The organism is Taibaiella lutea (assembly GCF_008629695.1).
GTDB classification, from domain to species: Bacteria; Bacteroidota; Bacteroidia; order Chitinophagales; family Chitinophagaceae; genus Taibaiella; species Taibaiella lutea.
Genome location: NZ_VWSH01000003.1, coordinates 763348 through 784449, shown reverse-complemented (window position 1 = coordinate 784449; position 21102 = coordinate 763348). Strand labels below are relative to the sequence as shown.

The following is a 21102-nucleotide window of genomic DNA, read 5'->3' as shown; positions in this document are numbered from 1 at the left end:
ATTTTAACTTATCTCCTTTCGCATTTCGGAGTATCAAGTTCTCAATTAATTTAAGGCTAAACTATTGATACTACTTTTGAATCTTGAAACTCCATTTTGAGAAAGACAAACAACCGCCACATTAATGCAACGGTTGTTTGTCTTTAGTTTGTGAGGAAAAATCATAGAAATTGATTATGAGTATGTTAAACAAGTAGTTCTATAAAACAACACTGATGTAACACTACCCACTATCGCGACTAATTATAGTCTATTGCTACAATCAATTTTTCAGTTAGTGCATATTCAAAAAGCCTGATTATGTTTTCCTTTGTTTGCATTGTTTGCATATCGCTTCCTGGAACAACAATATCTGCTATACAATTCAAATAAGATTCGGTCGAAGGCACCTTCCAATTGGGTTCTTCATAGAATCCATCATGCATCTGATAATGAAGAGAAAGCTCATCCCAATATCCATCCTTATTAGGTTTGGCATATTTCATTAATGAATTAAATGTTCCAATCCAGAGATTAACAAAGTTGTCCTTATCTACACTAAAAGACAAACTTGGTTCTCCAATGATAGTGTCATCAAATTGTATATGTTTCATTTCTGCATTTTTTTGTTTATTCAGCTAGTGCCCTCAGTTCGCGCAAATATGCAGCATGATCTTGTAGCATAGTTTACTTGTGAGAACTGGACTCCATGTTGAAACAATATGGTTCATAGAAAAACAACCGAACCAATGAAGGAACGGTTGTTTATTTACTTACTTTAACACTTAGTTAGGTTGTTAAAGTATTTATTATCTCATCTATATTGTTTGGAAGATGCTTGTTTTGAACAAATGATTCAATCCTCTCAGGATTCATATTAGCTTTAAAATTTGGAGTTTGCACAGGTAACCACTGCTCAGAACTTAATTGGTATCCCTCGACGACTTGGGTAAAGGATTTTTTTGATTGAAATTCAATATCAAAGATTCCTTGATCACCGATCAGATCATTGCCTCCTAAATAAATAGACTTTGTACTATCATATTCCTGATTTAGATTATTCAAAAGTATATCACTATTTTTCTTCAAGAATAAAAAGTCCAAAGCAATTACATAGCAATAATCTATATATTTCATCTTGCTGCTTGGATTTAATTCATGATCCGAAATACCTAAATTGACATACGGCATTATCAAGCATTTGTTGCTCAATATTGTTTTTCCGAAATAAGATTCGAAAGTATGTATCTCCTCAAGGTTTTCTTGATATATTAGCTTTGTCATGATTTTCTCCTTAATATTATTTGATTAATAGTTCCCTGCTGTCTGTAGTGTTCAAACCTGCTGCTGTCCTGACGTCTGCGACTCAGGACAAACAATGCTCCCGCCTTAGCGGGACAATCAATGTTACAATATCACAATATCCAATAAACCCTTCCCTGTGCCATAATAATCTCTCGCACTGCTATACAAATAATCGTCGGCATTGTCAACGATGCCTGCGGTTACCGGATTTTTATGAATATATTCCAGTTTCTGAATCCAAAACAATTCACTGAATATTTCTTTCGGTTGGTTATCCTGACGCCAGAATTGATATTTTGTATTCCTGCTGTTTTCTGCACCTGTCTTTTCAAATATTTGTAACATCCATTCCTTCCGGCTTTCCTGTGGATTGTTGATAATAGCTTGTATGATCTGTTTACTTGTAAATTTCTTTAAATCACGGAGTATATCACTGCTATTCTGTCCGATTGCTGATATAATCAAATGAATATGGTTACTCATCAGGCACCAACCATGAAGTAATAATCCTTTTTCTTTTTGGCAATATCTGATGCTATCCAAAACAATATCACGATATTCCTTCCTGGTAAACACATCTACCCATTCAACTACGGCAAAAGTTACAAAATGAATACCTGCCTCGTTTCTTATTTTATATCCGCCTTCACTCATTCTTATTTTTTGTTTTCCAAATAAAGATAAAAAACAGCCGGACTTTAATTACAAAGTCCGGCTGTTAGTTTTGTTTTGTCCCGCTAAGGCGGGAGCGTTGTTTGTTTGTTCTTAGTCACAGACATAAGGACAGCAAGGAATACAAACACTAAGGATAGCGGGGAGTTACCGAAATCCTAGGCAACCCAACCTTTTACATCAGAATATTGTGTTTCTTTTTCCAATCTATTCAAGACATGCGCAATTCTTTCACTTAAAAACTCCTTTTCATTATTAGTAAGTTCATGAGAGGGCATAACATGGGTTTGCATGACTTTTAACTCTTCTGTAATTTTAATTAACTCTTTTTGTTCAATATCGTATCCAGATTGCATTTCAACTACGTAAAACAAAGAATGTTTTTCCGCTAAGGGTCTCCATACCCTTGAAAAAAAAGATTCTGTTGCGATGGGCACATTTATTTCTTCCCCATTATGTGTTTTTGTTAACATTAAATGTACTGACATATTTTTGAATTAATTCCCGAAATAAGCACTAAATCTTATATTGGGATAAGCTTTAGAAAGATTAATTAATTGATATTTCACTGCGTTAATAATCGCTGGATCTTTGCTATCAATAATGAATCGATAATCTCTGATTTTCCTCAGCGTTTCTAAGTCTGTCGCCACTCCAGATCCATCTTTTGTTAAGCGAGAAATTGACCCCTGTTATCTGTAGTGTTCAAACCCACTGCTGTCCTGACGTCTGTGACTTAGAACAAACAAGCATCTTATGTATACCGTAAACAAATATAATATACACAGGTATCTTATTTATATTGAACTTCTACCACAAATCTAATGCTTTCTGCAAACGTTCGCAGCGTCCCCTTATGGGAGACGCTGCGGGGTAGAAAAGAAAAACAACCGAACCAAGAAGGAACGGTTGTTTTTTTGCTGTTTAGCTGCATAAATACGAGTGCTGCTTTGCTTAGTCGCATACTTGCGACACACGAAAGAGGCTGTTAGCGTGAAATTATTGATATCTCATTGGAAACCATATTCCCATATATATAGGAGGTGTCATATTGGGAATTACTTTGCTTTCATCCAATGTATTTATATCTACATTTTCAATACATTTCGATATAGGCGGCATATTTTTATCTAAAAATATTTTATCCTTTAGTAAGGAAATCGCATGATTATAATCACGTGCGGTTATTCCACAGCCATAGCACAGACCAGGTGGTATTTTTTTTTCATAAGTATTAAAATCGAATTCAAACCAATATCGTGTCATAGTTCTATAATTTTTTAACTTCCAAATGGTATAAATGGGTGAAAAGTAGGTAATGAAAAAGGTTCAAATCTTACACTCGGGCCTAAATATGGATTGCTTAAACCTGGAATTATCCCTCCTTTGTCTATACCAGGAAAATTTATTCCTTCAAAGTATGGAATCGCATTAGGGTGGGCTAAATAGTCAATATCACTTTTAATGCATTTTTGTATAGGAATGTCTAATCCAACCCCCTTTCTTGTTCCTTTGGCAGCACTTCCTACTACCTCCAATGGTCTTCCAACAATATTAACACCCTGTTTTCCGTAGTCTTCAATCCGCTGCTGTCCTGACGTCTGTGACTCAGGACAAACAAGCATCTTATGTATACCGTAATGTACACAAGTATCTTATTTATATTGAACTTCTACCACAAATCTAACGCTTTCTGTAAACGTTCGCAGCGTCCCCTTATGGAGACGCTGCGGGGCAAAATTGGTTGTAGTGAGATGCTACGACAAGATTGGATATTAAATATAAGTTACTTACTTAATTGATAATTTTAAATAATTATTAGAGTCTTTAACATAGTAACCTTTATTAGCGAGTAGTGCTTTTTTGTAATAAGCATAAATTCGATATTCTCCCCTGTCTTTTAATCCATAAAAGTCAAGAAAATTATACCTAAAGGTATAAGATTGCCCTTTCTTTAACTTCTTAACGGTATTCTTTGAAATATCCGTTAACAATCCAATATCTTTCAATGTATAAGGATACATTTCCCAATTATGCGTTTTCTTGTTGTAATATGTAATTGTAAAATTAATGTCTGAATGACTAAAAATTTCATAGTTTGGCAATTCTGTTGTGTCAATTAATAGTTCTTTCAACGAACAATTAGTTATAGTAAAATAAACATTGAGACTTTCAGACGTTTCTAAAACCAAAGATTCTTTGTTACTTGAGAGTTCAATATTAACGCATAGATCTAATTCTTGAGATTTGCATATTGGAATAAATAGTAGGTAAGCAAAAAATAATATTCCTATTCTTTTCATAATTATAAATTTGTTTTTAATGGGTTTCTTTCTGAATGCTATTTTTAAAATCAATTAAATATTTATATAACTTCTCACTTTTTGCCTCCATACCAGCAAACACTTTAGTCTCCTTATATGCCTTTAATCCAGCATCCAAAAGTTGAATCGCATCATTCTTATATTTCTGTTGTAAATCAGGAGGGAGTTGGGAGTAATAATTGATTGCATTCGCAGCCCATGTAAATTTCATTCCAGCACTTATTGTCGGGAATTCCACAGTAAAATTAATTGTCCCTTCTCTTGCTAAAATACTATTGTTTGGAAATGTACTAAATTGATTCGCAAGAAACTCTCGTTCAATATGGTCTGACATACCCATTATAGCTTTTTGACGTCCATGTATATATTCATGTGTTATCGCTACAACAAGCATTTTAAAATAATCTTTAGATTTACCTGCTTCAAAAAGATCACCTTTTGATATTTGTGTTGATTGGCTTATTCCTTTACCCTCTCCAATTCCATCAGTCTCAAGATATTGATGTACGCCCATGTTATCAACGAATAGAATTGACATTAAATTTTTGTTTACGATGCCATTCAGGTTATATTTATCTATAATCACGTTAATTGCGCCAGCATAATCTTCTGCTTGCATCTTCTTTATAAAAGTAGAATAAGCATCATTCAGTATTTCATCTGCTGTTGGTGAAGGTGGCGAAATTGGTGCTGCTGTTGACACATCTTGAGTTACAGTAATCCCACCTTTTTTACTAACCACTGTTTTCATCGACCTATCCATCTGGTCAATAACAATAGATCCATCTTCCATTACATGACTTGCAGGTCCAGATACATCAATCTTCTTATTTTGTCCTGTACTATCGAAAGAATTTCCTTTTGGATCATTTGGATCAGCCCCACTCAGATCATTCCAAACCACAGGATTATTGAACGAATAATTATACGGACTCATTCCTGCATACTTACTCTCCAACGGATCCACGCTTGTCCACCTGCACAACCAAGGTATATAATATCTCGCGCCATGATAGTATAATCCAGACTCTTCATCCCGCTCCTTACCTGTATAACGGTAACGTTTGGCAAGCGCATTGATATTATCATTCTTGGCCTTATAAGCAGAGGTACCGTAAGGATGGTATTCTTCGTAAGTAATAATCTCACCCTCGCCATCCAGCTCCAGCGTTGCGCTTTGCAAATGGTTGGAGTAGACGTAACGTATCAATACATCTTCACAGTCATCAGCATCATAATCGGTATTACGCAGTTCAAGCATGGCAATGTGGCCTGTATCGTCGCTAATATGCACTGTAGTGCGTTCCAGCACAATATCATTCAAAGAACTTCCGGAGTCAAACTTACGGTATATTTCAAAATTACCCAAGTAAATTCTTTCTTCTTTGATGCCTCCTCCCTTGTCTACAAACTTGCGTACACGCTGTCCGCCGCTGTATTGGTAGTAAGCTGTTATTGTACTACGTTCTACTTTATTTAATTCATTGTTGCTGTTCCATAACATCGTATCCAGATGGGGCATATCCTTCATATTGCCTCTTGCATCATACTGGTTATAATTGTATGTTTCAATGCCGATAGTGGTGCTTTGCAGCCTGTTGGTGCCGGAATTGTAATCATATTCACGTGTATAGCTCCCAGGTCCTGCGGAGTGTTGCAGACTCAGAATATTGCCTACTGCATCGTATTCGTAATGTTGCGTATAGTTTCGTACCGCATCGTTGCCCAGATCAGTTCCGGTATAGCCTTCATCGCAAAAGTTATCTTCCGGCCCTGAAAACGCATCGTTTACGAGTTCCCTACCGGTGGCTTCCACCAGGCGGTACAGGGCATCGTAGGTAAAAGATTGCGCTGCCTCTATCATGCTGTTGTTATAAAACAAGGTGGGCTGCACCGCATCATTAATGGTTGTGATATTACCAACAGGGTCATAGTAGTAATTCAAATCCTGCAAGGTTGTATGCGAGTTATCACTTTCTCTTCGGGTGGTCAGCAATCTTTTCAGCCTGTATGTTTGCGGGTCGTATGTATAACGGGTCTTGGTATGATTGCCATACCAGATGCTTTTGCGCTGGCCTTTGGCATCGTAATGTATATCCTTAACATACACTGTCTCACTGTCGTTATTAGGCGCAAGGAATACTTGTTTCAATGCTCCCGCCTTATCATAAGTGTGGCGGGTAATATTCTCGCCGGGATCGGTCATGGTTATGGGCCGGTTCAGCGCATCCATAACAGCGTGCGAAGACCATGCAGCTTCACCCGTTTCCAACATGTCCTGGAAACCGCTCCAATCGTCTTTAAAAGTACTTGCTTTTAACACATCGTATGCATCGCTCCAATCCACATCTGTAACAGACTGTTCTTGCAGCAAACGCTGGGAAGCAATGACAGGATTACCTTTGAAGTCATAACCCTGTGGCACCCATTGCCTGCCGGAACCATCATAATGATCATACAGTTGCCCCCTGAGATTCAATTCCTGCGGATCGAAATCAACCGTTTCATGATCTCCGTAGAAAGTAAGATCGTTATTATCTCCGTACACCATCAATTCCAGTGTTTTGCTCAGCCCGTCTATTCTAACCCTTTTCTGCTCCGGCCTTCTGAGCACATCATAATCAACAAAGAATTCCCTGCCGTCGGCATCCCAATGATACAAGGGCTGGCCTGCGGCATCCGTAAGCGTGTAGGCATCTCCACTATCTATACTGTGCTGATAGCAGGGCTGCTTCAGCATATTGTAGCGGTATTGTAAAGGTTCATTATCATTACCATCTCTTATGGAAATACGGTTGCCCAAAACATCTAAGGTTACATAGCTTACGATGGCTTTGACCGGCTCGGCCACTGTTGGCCCTGCTTCCAGAATCTGTATCGTATAAAAAGGTCTTGCCAAAGTATCGGTATGCATTACGGTGGGCGTGTTGGCATGGGCTGCTGCTTTTGCTGCCGCATCTTTTTTTGCCAACGTATCTGCTCTTGCAGCCAGCCTTATAGCTTCTTCTGCCATCGTTTCTCCGGCAGGGCCGGTTGCGGGTGGCACAATCAGTGCTATGATTGCTGCATACCAATCGCTTTCAAGCACGGTATCATTATTGTCCCAAACGATTTGTTCCCAAGCCGTCCATTCTGTTTTGGTAAAAGAACCATCGGGCAAATCGGTCCTGTAATTTCTTCCCAATGCATCATAATATAGCCTTGGGCTGACGCCTACGTTTGTGGCCAGTTCGGCAGCTTCACAATGATATGTATCGCTGAAATAAGGTTCAAATTGCATTACGGCATTGCCCTTATTGTTGTAGATAGTACGTCCGCTACCTATCCAGTTTGCAGTAATAGAAGCGCCTCCTCCTTCACCCGGAATGACTGTCGGCTCGCATTGTGCTTTGTGCATCAGTACCCTTCCCATTCCATCGGAATAGGAAATGCGAATGAGGTGTGGAGGCGGATCTTTTTCTTCTGGATAGCCGTCCGGCAGATAAACGTGCTGCTGTCTCGCTATCATACCTACCGCTGCAGGCACGCTGCTAAAATCATACACACAACGCCAGGTAGCGCCTTTAAGTAATTGGCCTGCATACAATTCGGGATCATTATTGAAAAATCCGCTTTGTGCCACTGCATCATCACCATTGTAGAGATCTAAGTCATCGAGGGTGTCACCTTCGGTGCCTTCGTCCTTGCCCTTAAAAGCCATAGCGACAGGCATGCCCAATGCATCGTAAAGAATTTCACTGATATTATTATTGGCATCCCTCATGCGCAAGGGTTGAAGCGTACGCCAGTCGTAGCTTTCGATAGTGGCCGTATTGTATTTAGCATCTTCGGTAGCTTTTGGCAGCAACCAATAGTTTATATAATCAAGGTTGGAAGAAGGCGGAGAATCCCAGAAATAGATACGGGTTTCATTTCCCCAGGGATCATAAAAATGCTCCGGCGTATAAAATTTGGTAACAGGATTTGTATAAGCTGCTGTTCCTGACGGTAACCAATATTGTTCTTCATATTCTATAAAACCTGTTACCGGGTTTCCTGTTGAAGCATCGGTAAATACGTATGTTTCTTTATAACCTCCTTCAGCCATCATTTCCGCATCTACCAGACCATCATAACAATAGCCCAGCAGTTTGCCTGCAAAAACAAGCTGGAACTGTTTTCTTGGTATAGCAAGGCTTTCTATCTGACCGAAATCCAGTGTATCAGCAGCATCGTTATCTTTAAACAAAACCTTGCTATGGCTCAATAACTTTTTCTCCGGATCTCCGGATGGATTATCGGAGAAACCAATTTCAGGAATTGGGGTAGGAATTAATTCCCCGGGATCGTCAGGGTCGGGCAGGAGTGGTTCCAGATAATCAAGCAAAGATGTTGCAGTCCATAAACCGGAAGGATAGTGTTCATCGTCCGTAGCAATAAATACTTCATAGGCCTTAGCTTCGCAACCCACACGTAACCTGTAATGATTGTCCTCTGTAACGATATCGTTGGTGAAGAAATTTTCAGAATAGGAAATGTGCATTTTTTCCTGTTCGTCTTTTACCTTTTGCGTATAAGAACCTGAAATAGCCGGTGGATCTTTCCGGGGATAGGCTATAGATGCACTTTTCTTTACATTGCCGTATTCATCTGTGTCCAAAGTGAGCTGATGCGCTACCCTTGCATCTTCCATATCTCTTTCACAACTGAAAGCAATGCTTTGTTCCTGCAGGTTGATAAAAGAGGCATACCGGTTGTCGCCTTGCGGCTGTATCAGTTTTACTTTATAAGTAGTTGCGGTAACCGAATAAGGAATGCTTTGCTTTTCTGTATCACCATCCAGTGCATAAACTTCCTGACGCAACGGAGAGCCTTTAAGTGCACGATGCGCTTCACGCCATTCCTGTGCATTTAAGTCCGCTGCATCAGGCAATATTGCTACAGGGACAGTATTATCCCAGTCTTCTAACTGAAAATATTCCTGTTGGTATTTTTGCAGCAAAGATTCTTCCCTGAGCCATGCGCCTGTATGGTTCCAGGTCTTTGTAAGAACAGGTTTCTGATCCAGGTTTTCTGTTTCGGAATAAACGGCCGTTTCTATGTCTTTTGTTTCCACATAACCAAAACCACGGAACTCGCGTTCCTCATGGTCATAATAGCCATGGCGATAGCGATAACTTTGCGTATAGCTGGCACCGCTTACACTATCCGTCGTCGTTATGCATTCAATGCATTGCATCGGAAATGGTAACCTGGTAGCCCAGGAAATCCCTTTATGCTTATCATCGAGATAAAATTTCGTGGAGCTTTTGTAAGTAACGGAAACGGATTTACCCATGCCACTATGATAACTTTTCATGAGGTAGGGCTTTTTGCCTTTCATCAGGTCTATATATTGCAAAGGGGCTGTCGCATGTTGAGGCAAGGGGCTGCTCCACACAATACATCCGGTACCATTTCCCAGGAAATCAAGCACAGCAATTTTACTCATATTGTCAGTACCCGGCAATGGATTAATGTCAGTGGGTTCGCTCCATGCATTTCCTGAAAGATTGACCCATGCTGTACATTTGTTTTCGCCTACATAGATTAAATCGGCAGCGCCAGTACCTGTAATATCTGCAAGACTGAGGTATAAAGGATTGTAGATATCAGGCGATTGAAAAACAGGCGCATTGGCCATCGTCACTTTAGCTCCGAATTTACCATAGCCCATATTCGGCCAATAACATACTTCCCCGTTTTTGATGCGCACAAGATCCGTCATGCCGTCGCCGTTTATATCAGCAAGGAAAATGCTTTGCACGGCGTCACGCAAAAGCAATACCGGTCCCTTTTCTTCATCATTGAATACAGGCGAATTACCACCTGTATCAAAGCCGTCTTTACCCAGATTTTCATACCAGGTCCAGGCACGGTCTTCGGTTATTATTATATCACTTTTACCATCGCCATTCAAGTCCAGCATCTTTGTGAAAGGACTATTCCAGTCAATGTTCAGGTTTTTTGCAAAGGTTTGAAAGGGTTTCCAGTTCTGATCATCATCCAATTCCCAAAAACCTTTGACGGGCGCTTCCGACACTACCTGTCTCCTGCCGTCTGCGTCCAGATCCTGCCATTGCAAACCGCCGCCACCTAAACCTGTAAAATCAGGTTTAGAAGTGATGCTTTTTGCAGTATCAAAACAGCCATGGCCGAGGTTATTTTTATAAAACCAGCCGCCGCCCTGTTCTGTAAGTATACCACTAATGCCTTCACCTTCAAAATCCACCCATTGATACGGTCCGGTAAGGCCTTGCGGTGCATTGCGAAAATCATCCTTATCTATAGCCTCAATATCTGTGTTCCACTTCAAAGGCTGATAATCGAATGTCATAGCCGGCAATGTTTTGTTTTGCCAACCATGAATGGTATCATAGGTATAGCCTCGTTGTGTAGCCGCTGTAATTAAATCTGCTTCTGAAAAAGGATCGTCATTCTCATCGTCTTTATAAGTCAATTCCAACGCGCGTATAAGATCGTAACCATCCAATTCCTGAAAATGGTGAAACATCAGTACCCGTCTGCATTTGCGATAGGTGCGTATCTCAAAGCCCGCATGGAAATCAGAGAAGGCATCTCTACGGCTCGGCCAGCTTTGGTTCGGCATGGGGTTATAAGGGTTGCTATGGTCGCCATAATCCAATACTGCTTCCATAAGGAAGGTCAGATCTTCAGCCAGGGTGATGATGCGCTCTTCTCCATTTTCCGTAATCATGCGGCTCAACTCTGGCATGTAGATATCCGATTCAAGCTTATAATCATCTGAACTATCCATTACATCATCAATGAAGTAAGGTTTTTGATTACAGTACAATACCTGCTTCAGGTAAGTGTTGGTATATTTTGCATTACCATTCCTTCTGTTTTTTTCATTGACAGCAGATGGAATGGTAACACCATTGTCGTTTGTATCAACTTTATAAACATACTGCTGTACATTGCCCTTATGGTCAACTGTAAGTTGCGGCAACCATTTGAAAATGCGGCAAGCATCTGTGGGGTCAGCGATGCGGCCTTCGGCGGTGAGACCATAGTAAGTAGTGATATTGTCCTTGGTCGTAACCCGCCACCAGCCGCCGCTTCCACCTGTTGTTTTTTTAATGTATTCTATCCTGGCGAATAATCCTTCTATCCTGGGCCTGTACCTTTTTATGATGTAACTGCCGATGGTTTCAGTACCGGGAAAAATGTCTCCGTAATCGGGCAAAGGCACGAGGTCCTCGGCGCCTGCAAGTAGGAAGACATCACTTTCTGAAGTATCGTTATAGCGCGGCAATCGCTTATCAGTTTTGCGCTGAATGCCCGGCAGCCCCAGCGAGAAGCCAAGGCCAAACTCGCTGTTGCCGCTGCCGCTGTTATAGGAAAGCGACAGGGCGGGCGTAAAGCCGCCGCGCCCCGGGCTGAGCGGGAGAGGAATTTCAAGGCCTGCCGTACCATTTACAGCATTAACCGAGAACTTCTCATCGATGCCTTTCAAGGCACCGCCGCCTTTGGGAAGGCTAACCGTTGGCGCCGTACTTTTGTAAAAGGGACTATCGTCTTTCTTTTGCTGTGGCTGCACACTGTAACGGTCTAAAGGAGAGGAAGAGGAAGGAGAATTATTATTGCCAGTCATAATAGGTAATTTGAAAAAAGTGGGAGTTAAAAAAATTTAATAAAAATTATTGTTGATAAGCAAGGACATGCTTTACAACACAAAAATCTAATCTTTAAAAGCCGATTACAAAAAGGTGTGTAGACCTTGCTTAAATATTTAGGTTAAGGCTTTAAAAAGAGGATTTACAACTATTGCATGTATTCTAAAATTGCAGGAATGATGGCGCTTGAAATAGTAAGCTTTAATTTGGTTTTATCTGCTTCCGTAAGTTGCTTATCACCTATAATAGCAGCCGAACAAAAGCAAACCACATCATTATTGTCATCCATTCTTTCTCTGAATAAAAATGAAATGGCAGCTTGCATAACACCTTCATACAAGTAGATGTCCTTAAGCATGCATTGCTGCATCGTTTCTACATTCAGATAAACTTGTTTATATAGTTCTGCGCCTTTAAGAATGCTTTTGTAAACATCATCAATGGGTATGGATCTGTATAACGCCAGCGCTTCTTCTTCTCTGTCTGCAATTTCTTTCTTGTGGTCATCTCTGTATTTTTCAAAAATGATGGCTACTTTGTTAAAATCTGTCACACCGTTGACAGCAACAAAAATCATATACCGATCTATGTTCGTGCTGTGTATCAGCTTGTTGACAGCATTGCTTATTCTTGAGTGAACGGATATTTTCAGTAATCGGTTCAATACACTTATTTCCATCTTTACCTTGCGCTCATTGCTTTTTGCTTCATTTAAATTGTGTTCTAATAATTTCATTCTTTTGTCCTTATAATAATTTACAAGGACTAACAAAACCGCTGTGGTTGAACTTATCAGCGCAAGCGTTATTGTGGTGTCAATTTCTATGGTGCCGAATTTGTTCATTTGTTTAAAATACTATCCACTTTAGCTTTAGTGGCGTTTGTGTTATTAGTAGGAAGGAGAGATATAAACAATCCTACCAATACGGATAAGAAGCCGGATTCTCCTGCTAATTGTATAATAAAGGCGGGATAATGTATCATATCTTCTGTTTTGCGTATAATGCCTAATAATGCTGCAATAGCCACTAATACAATCTGCAATGCCTGAAAATACTTAGGTGATTTGCTGGTGATTCTTATGATAGTTTCTACTATCGGAGTTAATACTTGTTTCATAAACACTGTTTTTAATTTATAGGTTAATTTTTATCCGGGGGAATTCATCCGATATAGCATGCAATACCGGATCAATCAATGCTTCACAATAATATTATGTGATCAGATGATATGAATGCTAATCAGGAAGAAGAAGAGTTTTGTATTCTTTTTGACAAGACAAAAGTGCAACACTTTTCTGCTTTCTTCAAAGAAGTATGCAATCCTTGCCCGCTTATTTATAGCACTATTACTATTGAATGTATTATCGATTCTTAATCAGATTCTTAATTTCCAGGGCTCCGGAATTAAAACTAAAAGAGATGCATACAATGTTTTCGATTGTATGACAAGACTGCAAAATCAGATTTAATTATAGTAGAAAGAGAAAGACGGCTATGCTTCTTGAAATAACCGGGCAAGGATTGCACAACTATTTGACGCAGGCAAAATATCTTTTGACTTTTGCATAAGACAATACCTCAAACATGAAAATCAGAACAGGCATATTACTATTACTCTTTGCAGTCTTATTAGGGGTAAGTCTTTTCCTCAACCTGAAACAATTTATACGCACCAAAGCAGACGCCATAAAAATATCTGCATTAGCAGCACAACAAACAACACATTATGCTCCGGTTGTTACCAGATATATACACGACAGCATCGAGCATTTGGTTGTAAAAGAAATAATGATTGCTTCTAATGAAGATAAAAGCGGGACAATAGGATCAGCATATATTGATACACTGAAGAGAGCTATCAACATCGCAGAAAAACAAATGGACCAGGTAACGAAAATAAACGCAAGCCTCGCAGCAGAGAGCATTACACTGAAACAATCCACAGACAATAAACTGTATGAACATCATGACAAATGGCTGAGCTTATCTTATTATCCTGACAGCAATAAGTTCAATCTTCATTATGATGTCTCACTTAATACAGTAAGGTACTGGAAACGCAGTTGGATCCTGGGATCTAAGCAATATTACCTTGATATATTTTCGGATGATCCGAGAATAAAAATCGACAACATAAAACGATATACCATCGCCGAGCCTAAACCTAAAAAGTTTGGAATAGGATTACACGCCGGATATAGCTTTAATCCTGTCAATAACCAATGGCACCCTTCATTTGGCTTCGGTTTGAATTATAACTTAATAAGATTCTGATGATAGACGAAAAAATATTGAGGGCAATAGTACCCACCGCCCCTAAAACCCTTGGCGAGTACGTACCCTTTTTAAATCAGGCATTTGAAAACTTTGGTATTGATACGCCACAATATCAGGCAGCATTTATTGCACAAATTGCGCATGAAAGCGGTGCTTTCCGTTATGTAAAGGAGATAGCATCAGGCAAAGCATATGACACCGGAAGTAAGGCTAAAGCTTTAGGCAATACGCCTGAGGCTGACGGAGACGGACAACGCTATAAAGGCAGAGGCCTGATTCAGATTACAGGAAAAAATAATTATAGCGTCTGTTCGTTGGCTTTGTTTAATGATGAAAGGTTATTGACCACTCCTGAATTATTGGAAACACCACAATATGCCGTTTATAGTGCTGCCTGGTTTTGGAGCAGCAACCGTCTCAATAGATATGTGGACAAGAATGATTTTACGGGTCTAACGAAAAGAATTAATGGTGGTATAAACGGGCTTGCCGAAAGAGAAAAATATTGTAAGGCCGCTCAGAAATTATTATGCCAATAAGCTGTAGCGTCATCATTTAATAAGACTCATCAACATGAATCGATAAGAATTATAACAAAATTGCTCCACCTGTAACACTACATAACCAGTTTCTGGAAACTAAAATATTTTTATTTATGATTAATCAATCACAACTATCCGGCTATATCCTGTCATCAAATGGTACGCCGGTAAGAGCACTCAGCTTCGTGCCTTCATCGGACAGCAGCTATATCGGTGTGTATGCACAATATGGCGGCAATCCGGATTGGGTGCCGCTGAATATAGGATTATCTTCTGTCCCGACATTACAACAGGTAAGAGATATGAACCGTAATATCTCCATGAATGAAGGAAGCTATGAAGATGCGCATTTCTATCTCAGAAGTGCAGCCGGGAATAATGTTACTACTGCATTTTATACTAACGCCGATGGTGGCGCAATACAGTCCGGCGATACAGATAGTTATACCGCTTTAAACCTGCAGCCATTGGGAGGCTTGTTGACTTACGGCGGAAATGAAGTGGCAACCACAGATAAAGCTCTGGTAAAGAGAGATACTGTAGTTACAAATTTTAATACCATCACGACATCAGGTATTTATACTATAAGTTCGGGCTTAACCTCTGTTACTAATTATCCGCACATTGGCAACAACAATAATGGAGCAACGGGTGGCCTGCTTGTAGTTTACAATAGTGGCTCATCTGCAGTACAATATTTTTATCCAGATAATGAAACAGGCTCTTTAGATAGAAGTGGCGGCTTTTGGTATCGTAAAACCACTTCAGATCCATGGAGTTATAAAAATGGTGTACTGGAGATAAAAACAAACGATCCTGCAAAAGTAGTAATAGCAAATGATCTGATGATTGCAGGAGACTATATGATAGTAGGAAACCTGACATCAATTACTGCGGCAGGATATCCTCCGCAGAGCTCCGACTTGCCGTTGATGTTAACCGTCAGAAAGAAGTTCCATGGTGTTTCATTCGGATATAGTGTAACGCAAGAAGCTGTATCTATGCAGGAATCATCTTCGAACCTGACGAGAAAATGGATCCGTTCCTTATATAATTGGAACGGAGGAAGTGGATGGGATAGCTGGAATGAAGTAGGCTTATTACGTGATGTATATACCAAAACACAGCTAAACACATCAGGAGCTGGCGGAACTGTTCATTGGAACAATATTTCAAATGCACCATCATTTCTTACGTCCATACCAACTTTACAACAGGTAACAACTGCAGGTAATTCCATCACAAATAGCATTTTATTAACTGGCGGCACTAATGGATCATCCTTGAAAATAGATGGTACTAATTCGACTTACAACATCAATACTTCATCTGCAAACGGATATGCACGTGGCGTGCTATTGTATGACAGCAATGGCACAACGAAGCTTGGTGGTATTGGGTTTTATTCAGGAAGCCCTAACACTTTAACCTATGGTTGGGCAGGGACTGACTATAATAATTCGATTTTAAAATGGAATTCTACGGGAATAGGTATAAAATTAGGTTCTACAATTGCACCCTTATATCCATTAGATATAAATATCGCGACAATTAACTATACCCAACCTATAGCAAATTTTTCTCAAAACGGAGGTTCAATTTCTATACAAAATGCTAGTTCAGGAACTGCAGATTTTAATCCTATTATTAAAGGAACATTTGCAGGTACAAATCCTGCTTATGGATTAGCATTACTTGGCCAAGGGTCTGATACATTTACAAGTGCAGCAGTAGTATTAAGAGGTGCAAATGCAGCAGGTACAAGTACACTCAATGTTGGCAATGTAGTAGAAGTGCAAAATTACACCACCAAATTTGCCTCTATAGATTACTTGGGTAATTTCAAGTTGGTTAATTCCGGCAGTTTTATTAAACAAAGTTCTCAATCAACTAAAATAATTAATAATGTTGCTGAATTAATTACAGCAGCAACAGCAACAACAGGATGTATTGTAATTAAACACGCATTTTCAGCAGCCAATTTAATGCAGGATTTTAAAATTAAGATTTGGAGTTATGCATTAGCAAGATTAGCAGAAATAAGAATAACATTCTACTTACAAAGTACAGGTATAATTTCCGCATCGGGTAAAAAATCTTATATCATTGCGAGTTCATCAATGCCGGCAGGATTTGAAAATATTAATGTTGGATTTGACGCATCTGGTAATTTATCAATAATGATTGCAGATGTATCTACATCCTGGTCAACATATTTAAGAGTTACAGTAGAACAACTGATACTTTCTCATAGTAATTGGAACACACTTGCCTGGGAATCCGGGTGGTCAGTTACCACAGAAAATGATTTATCTGCTTATACTGGTATTGTCAATATTCCAATAGATGTAATGGCAACTCAGAGCTGGGTTAATACAACTATTAATGGCAGTACAAATTTTATTCAGAATCAAAATACTGCATCTCAAACGGCCGATTTTAGAATTGCCGGTACAGGTCGCATTGATAATTGGTTTGCGATTGGCGGTACAGGTACTTCAACTGTAAAATTATATAATAGAGGTAATATTACGGGAGGAACAACTTCCTATGGTACTTACAATTTACATGAAGTCCAGACTGATGTTACGACTATTGCTTACGGGCAACGTATATATATGGCCTTAGCAGCGTCAGCCAGCCCGGCAAGTATTCATTACCTAAGATTATCACAAGGCACATTAGGCGGCTCTAATACAGTTAATAATCAGTATGGTATTTATATAGACGACTTGACTATAGGAAGCAATAATTGTGGAATTGTAAGTAATTTATCATCAGGAACCAATAAATGGAACTTATATCTATCTGGCAGTGCAGATAATTATATGGCTGGTAGTTTAGGCATAGGAATAACAAAACCTACACCCTTTGCCGCTGACGCCATTGCTTTCCCTGCACTTGTACCTAAAATGGAAATTGTAACCGGGATAACTAGTGCCGTTCCATACGCAGAAGGTATAGTTGTAAGACATACATCTTCAGGGGGTGCAAATCCGGGAAATAGAGAAGTTGGATTATTTTTGAAATTAGGAGATGAGTTAACATCAGGGGCATCATCGCACGGAGCAGCAATAACAGTGGGAACTTCTAACACTTTTTCCAATGCCCCTGACATGAATTTCTATATCCTTAATAGCGTTAGTCCTGTAATGCAAATTCTTAACAATGGAAATGTAAAAGCAGCCAATTCATTGGGAATAGGCGTATCTCCATCCTATAAGTTAGATGTAAATGCCGGAGCGACAACTGGTGTGTTCGCTAATTTTTCGGTAGCAGGTGGTAGTTTACAATTTGGAAACTCAGGTACAACTACTACTGCTGCACCAACTATTACATTTACATCTGGTACAACTACTGTTGGAGCCTATCAATTATTTAGAGGTACAATAGATAGTTATAGTACAGGGGCCGCGGTTTTCAGAACCTATAATGCTGCCGGCACCGGTGGACTAACAGGCGGTAAAGCATTTGTATTTCAAAATTATACTACTAACATATTTACCATAGATTACCAAGGTGTTATCGGAATACCAAATTTAATTGGGACTGGTACTCGTATAGTTGTGGCCGATTCATTAGGTAATCTTTCGTCAATTACAAACAACTTTTTAACTTCGATATCAGGGACAACAAATCGTATAGTAGTAACAGGAACAACTGTAGATATAGCATCCACTTATGTCGGTCAAACATCTATTACAACATTAGGTACAATTTCAACCGGTACCTGGAATGGTACAACCATTGCTGTTAATAAAGGAGGAACTGGTGTTACTGCATTAACCGGTGTTACAATCGGCAATGGCACCTCTGCAATGACAGGATTAACGGGTACAGCAGGTCAGTTATTAAGAAGGAATGCAAGTAACACAGCATACGAGTTCTTTACCTCAAATTATTTGACAGATGAAACAGACCCGATTTATACAGCTGATAAGTCAAAAATCTGGTCGGGCGAAAATACAACGAAAACAAATCAAGTTTCAAATTTTAATCAGGCTTTACCAAGTGGGGTTTATAATGCTTTTCAGGCAACGGGAACGGCAATTAATGAGTGGGAAGTGCTGTTACACATGAGGCATGTTGACACAAATAATAATTATGGCGCTGATATAATTAGCACAATGGGAACAAGTCCCAACCCATACTTAGGTTGGCGAGAAATATCTAATGGTTCTTATGGGGCTTGGCATAAGATTTGGACTTCAGCAGATTTTCCAAGCACAAACTCTTTCATTATAAATCAAAATGCATCTTCTCAATCAGGAAATATGTGGATTGACGGCCGAGTTGTGGCTGATCATTTTGCCTGGCTAGATGGTTCTACTATTAAACTTGATTCGAGCACAGCATTTATCGCCCTATATACTGCAGGTAGTGCCGCACAGAGCTTAAAGACCGGAGGATTAACTATATCCGATTCTTATTCAGATTCTGCTCCTTCAAATGGATTGTTTGTAAAAGGAAACCTTCAATTGAACAGCCTTAATGGTTCCGGCACGAGAATGGTAGTTGCCGATGCAGACGGAGTTTTATCGACTCAGCCAATTGGAAGCCTTGTATCACAATGGGTGGATAATACTGTTACCACATACAATTACCTTTCAGCAAATGATCCTAATATCGGCGGTGGCAAGGGCATCTATTCTAATGGCGGTTATGCTTCTAATTATCAGGAATTAATTGTGCAAAATCCTAATAACGTTGAGGATAATGTAGAATTTATATATAGAATTGATCAGGCTAATTCAGATTGCACATTATCATTACCAGATCCCTCAGTATTCCCTAACAGAGTGCTTAATATCACTAACTTTTCAACTGATACCGACGCAGGAATTATACTGGATGGCCTTTATATGCCAATGAATACAGAGATTGGTACCGTCACAGATTATCTCTCATCTGTAAAAGGAGATATCACATTACCTCAATGGATTCAGGTAATGTCAATTCAGACAACTGTTGGTGGTAATCCTGATTATTACTGGATGGTAATTAAAGCAGGAAGGAAAACAGGGTTTTAAAAAACTAAAAAAACATAAAAATTAAAAATCAATTAAAATGTCATTCAAAAAATTTAAAGAATTTACAGAACAGGCACAAACACGCTGTGGTGTTGCCTTCGAAATCAAAACTGCGCAACAAAACTATGATGGTGTTATCACTGCAGTAAAAGGAGTAGTTTATGTTCCTAATGAAGACGGAAAATCCGCATCACTTGAAATGCTATGGAACCTTAAAGGGCAGGCTATGCTGGTAGGCGAACAGTTTGATTTGATAAAGGAACTACTTGTCGAAGCGGTTGAAGAAGATGCTTCGACACTCCTACAACCCGAAAATTAAAGCATATTTATTCCCGGATAAAATCAATAAAAACAATAATCAATTCTCAAATATTTAAAACACAAAAAACTATGTCGTTCAAAGAATTTAAAGAGTTCACTAAAAATGCAGAAACAAGATGTGGTGTTTCTTTCGAATTAAAAACCGTTCAAAAAAACATGGACGGTATCATTACAGCCGTAAAAGGTCAGGTTTTTCTTCTTAATGAACAGAGAGAATCTGTGCCGCAAGAAATGTTATGGAACCTAAAAGGGCAAGCTATGCTAATAGGTGAGCAATTTGATCTGGTTGTCGGAGAAGCTTTTGAAGAGGTGGCAGACGATGCACCTATTGTTCAGGCAGAAAAATAGTCGCATCTGCGCAAAGTTTACAACAGTTATACTTGTCATTGATGGTTTTTTCATTAGAGATAATCTCTGATGGCAGTATAACTGTGTACTTTTTTAAACTCAAATCAATTTTAAAAATGTTACCGAAAGATTTGGAACTTATGCAGACTTTCATGGCTTTTATTAAAGATGCTCAAACCAGAAGTGGCACAACTTTCGTTTTTGAATCTTTTCAATTAGCACAGGGCAATGAGGCCAATATGAAAGCAACAGGAAAAATATTTATCGAAGCAAGCAATAAAAGCCCAGACATACCTTTGGCAATGGAGTGGGATTTAAGTGGAAATGCGCTTATGATTGGCAAGCAATTTGATCTGGTTTGTGAAGATTCTTTTCACGATATAGAGTAAACTCTTCCTCTTTCTACAGTCGTACTCTTATTTATTCAATATTTATCAGGTGCTGAAAGATAAGTAAGAATGTTTTTCGGTCAAGACCTGCAGCAGTGTTTCGTTTAAGTTCTGCTCCATTAAGTAGATTCTCGTGGATAACCTTTTCAGGTTATGCCCTTCTATTACTTATTCATATTTATCCGGCATCATGCTGCAGCTTCTGTAGCGTAGGATGCCGGCACTATAAAATTTTATTCATTTTAAAATATTCTT

17 protein-coding genes are annotated in these 21102 nt (G+C 39.2%); 7 read left to right on the top strand and 10 right to left on the bottom strand.

All coding sequences use genetic code 11. The features are described 5' to 3' along the window. Positions 1–239: 239 nt before the first annotated feature. From F0919_RS14535 to F0919_RS14490, 10 genes are all read right to left on the bottom strand, one after another. The gene (locus F0919_RS14535; protein WP_150033491.1) at positions 240–593 is read right to left on the bottom strand and encodes a hypothetical protein; all 354 of its coding nucleotides are present in this window, start codon (positions 591–593) and stop codon (positions 240–242) included. Positions 594–768: 175 nt separating this feature from the next. After that, positions 769–1263: a hypothetical protein gene (locus F0919_RS14530; RefSeq protein ID WP_150033490.1), complete on the bottom strand. Its 495-nt coding sequence runs from the start codon at positions 1261–1263 to the stop codon at positions 769–771. Between the two features lie 123 nt (positions 1264–1386). Then, positions 1387–1938: an REP-associated tyrosine transposase gene (locus F0919_RS14525; protein WP_150033489.1), complete on the bottom strand. Its 552-nt coding sequence runs from the start codon at positions 1936–1938 to the stop codon at positions 1387–1389. A 176-nt stretch (positions 1939–2114) separates the two neighbouring features. Next, positions 2115–2444, bottom strand: coding sequence for a hypothetical protein (locus tag F0919_RS14520; protein WP_150033488.1), 330 nt, complete (start codon positions 2442–2444; stop codon positions 2115–2117). A 511-nt stretch (positions 2445–2955) separates the two neighbouring features. Continuing rightward, on the bottom strand, positions 2956–3222 hold the full coding sequence (locus tag F0919_RS14515; protein ID WP_150033487.1) for a hypothetical protein: 267 nt from the start codon (positions 3220–3222) through the stop codon (positions 2956–2958). A gap of 14 nt (positions 3223–3236) precedes the next feature. Further along, positions 3237–3581, bottom strand: coding sequence for a hypothetical protein (locus F0919_RS14510; RefSeq protein WP_150033486.1), 345 nt, complete (start codon positions 3579–3581; stop codon positions 3237–3239). Positions 3582–3746: 165 nt separating this feature from the next. Beyond that, positions 3747–4259, bottom strand: coding sequence for a hypothetical protein (locus F0919_RS14505; protein WP_150033485.1), 513 nt, complete (start codon positions 4257–4259; stop codon positions 3747–3749). Between the two features lie 16 nt (positions 4260–4275). After that, positions 4276–11916, bottom strand: a complete 7641-nt coding sequence (locus tag F0919_RS14500; protein ID WP_150033484.1) for a SpvB/TcaC N-terminal domain-containing protein — start codon at positions 11914–11916, stop codon at positions 4276–4278. A 170-nt stretch (positions 11917–12086) separates the two neighbouring features. Next, on the bottom strand, positions 12087–12782 hold the full coding sequence (locus F0919_RS14495; protein WP_150033483.1) for a hypothetical protein: 696 nt from the start codon (positions 12780–12782) through the stop codon (positions 12087–12089). Continuing rightward, positions 12779–13057 carry a hypothetical protein gene (locus F0919_RS14490; protein ID WP_150033482.1) on the bottom strand — a complete coding sequence of 93 codons (279 nt, stop codon included), beginning with the start codon at positions 13055–13057 and terminating at the stop codon, positions 12779–12781. Before F0919_RS14490 ends, F0919_RS14495 begins: the two co-directional genes overlap by 4 nt. A gap of 111 nt (positions 13058–13168) precedes the next feature. Here F0919_RS14490 and F0919_RS18470 point away from each other — a divergent pair, with 111 nt between their 5' ends. The 7 genes from F0919_RS18470 (at position 13169) to F0919_RS14460 (ending at position 20847) form a co-directional block, all read left to right on the top strand. Further along, entirely contained in the window at positions 13169–13315 is a 147-nt protein-coding gene (locus tag F0919_RS18470) for a hypothetical protein (RefSeq protein WP_190277399.1), read from the top strand. 209 nt (positions 13316–13524) lie between these two features. Next, on the top strand, positions 13525–14214 hold the full coding sequence (locus tag F0919_RS14485) for a DUF6808 domain-containing protein (RefSeq protein ID WP_150033481.1): 690 nt from the start codon (positions 13525–13527) through the stop codon (positions 14212–14214). Then, positions 14214–14756, top strand: coding sequence for a glycoside hydrolase family 19 protein (locus F0919_RS14480; RefSeq protein WP_150033480.1), 543 nt, complete (start codon positions 14214–14216; stop codon positions 14754–14756). The genes F0919_RS14485 and F0919_RS14480 overlap by 1 nt, the downstream gene beginning before the upstream one ends. Positions 14757–14872: 116 nt before the next feature. Further along, on the top strand, positions 14873–19789 hold the full coding sequence (locus tag F0919_RS14475) for a pyocin knob domain-containing protein (RefSeq protein WP_150033479.1): 4917 nt from the start codon (positions 14873–14875) through the stop codon (positions 19787–19789). Between the two features lie 37 nt (positions 19790–19826). Beyond that, positions 19827–20108 carry a hypothetical protein gene (locus F0919_RS14470; protein ID WP_150033478.1) on the top strand — a complete coding sequence of 94 codons (282 nt, stop codon included), beginning with the start codon at positions 19827–19829 and terminating at the stop codon, positions 20106–20108. A gap of 71 nt (positions 20109–20179) precedes the next feature. Next, entirely contained in the window at positions 20180–20458 is a 279-nt protein-coding gene (locus tag F0919_RS14465; protein ID WP_150033477.1) for a hypothetical protein, read from the top strand. 116 nt (positions 20459–20574) lie between these two features. Further along, positions 20575–20847, top strand: a complete 273-nt coding sequence (locus F0919_RS14460) for a hypothetical protein (protein WP_150033476.1) — start codon at positions 20575–20577, stop codon at positions 20845–20847. Positions 20848–21102 lie beyond the last annotated feature (255 nt).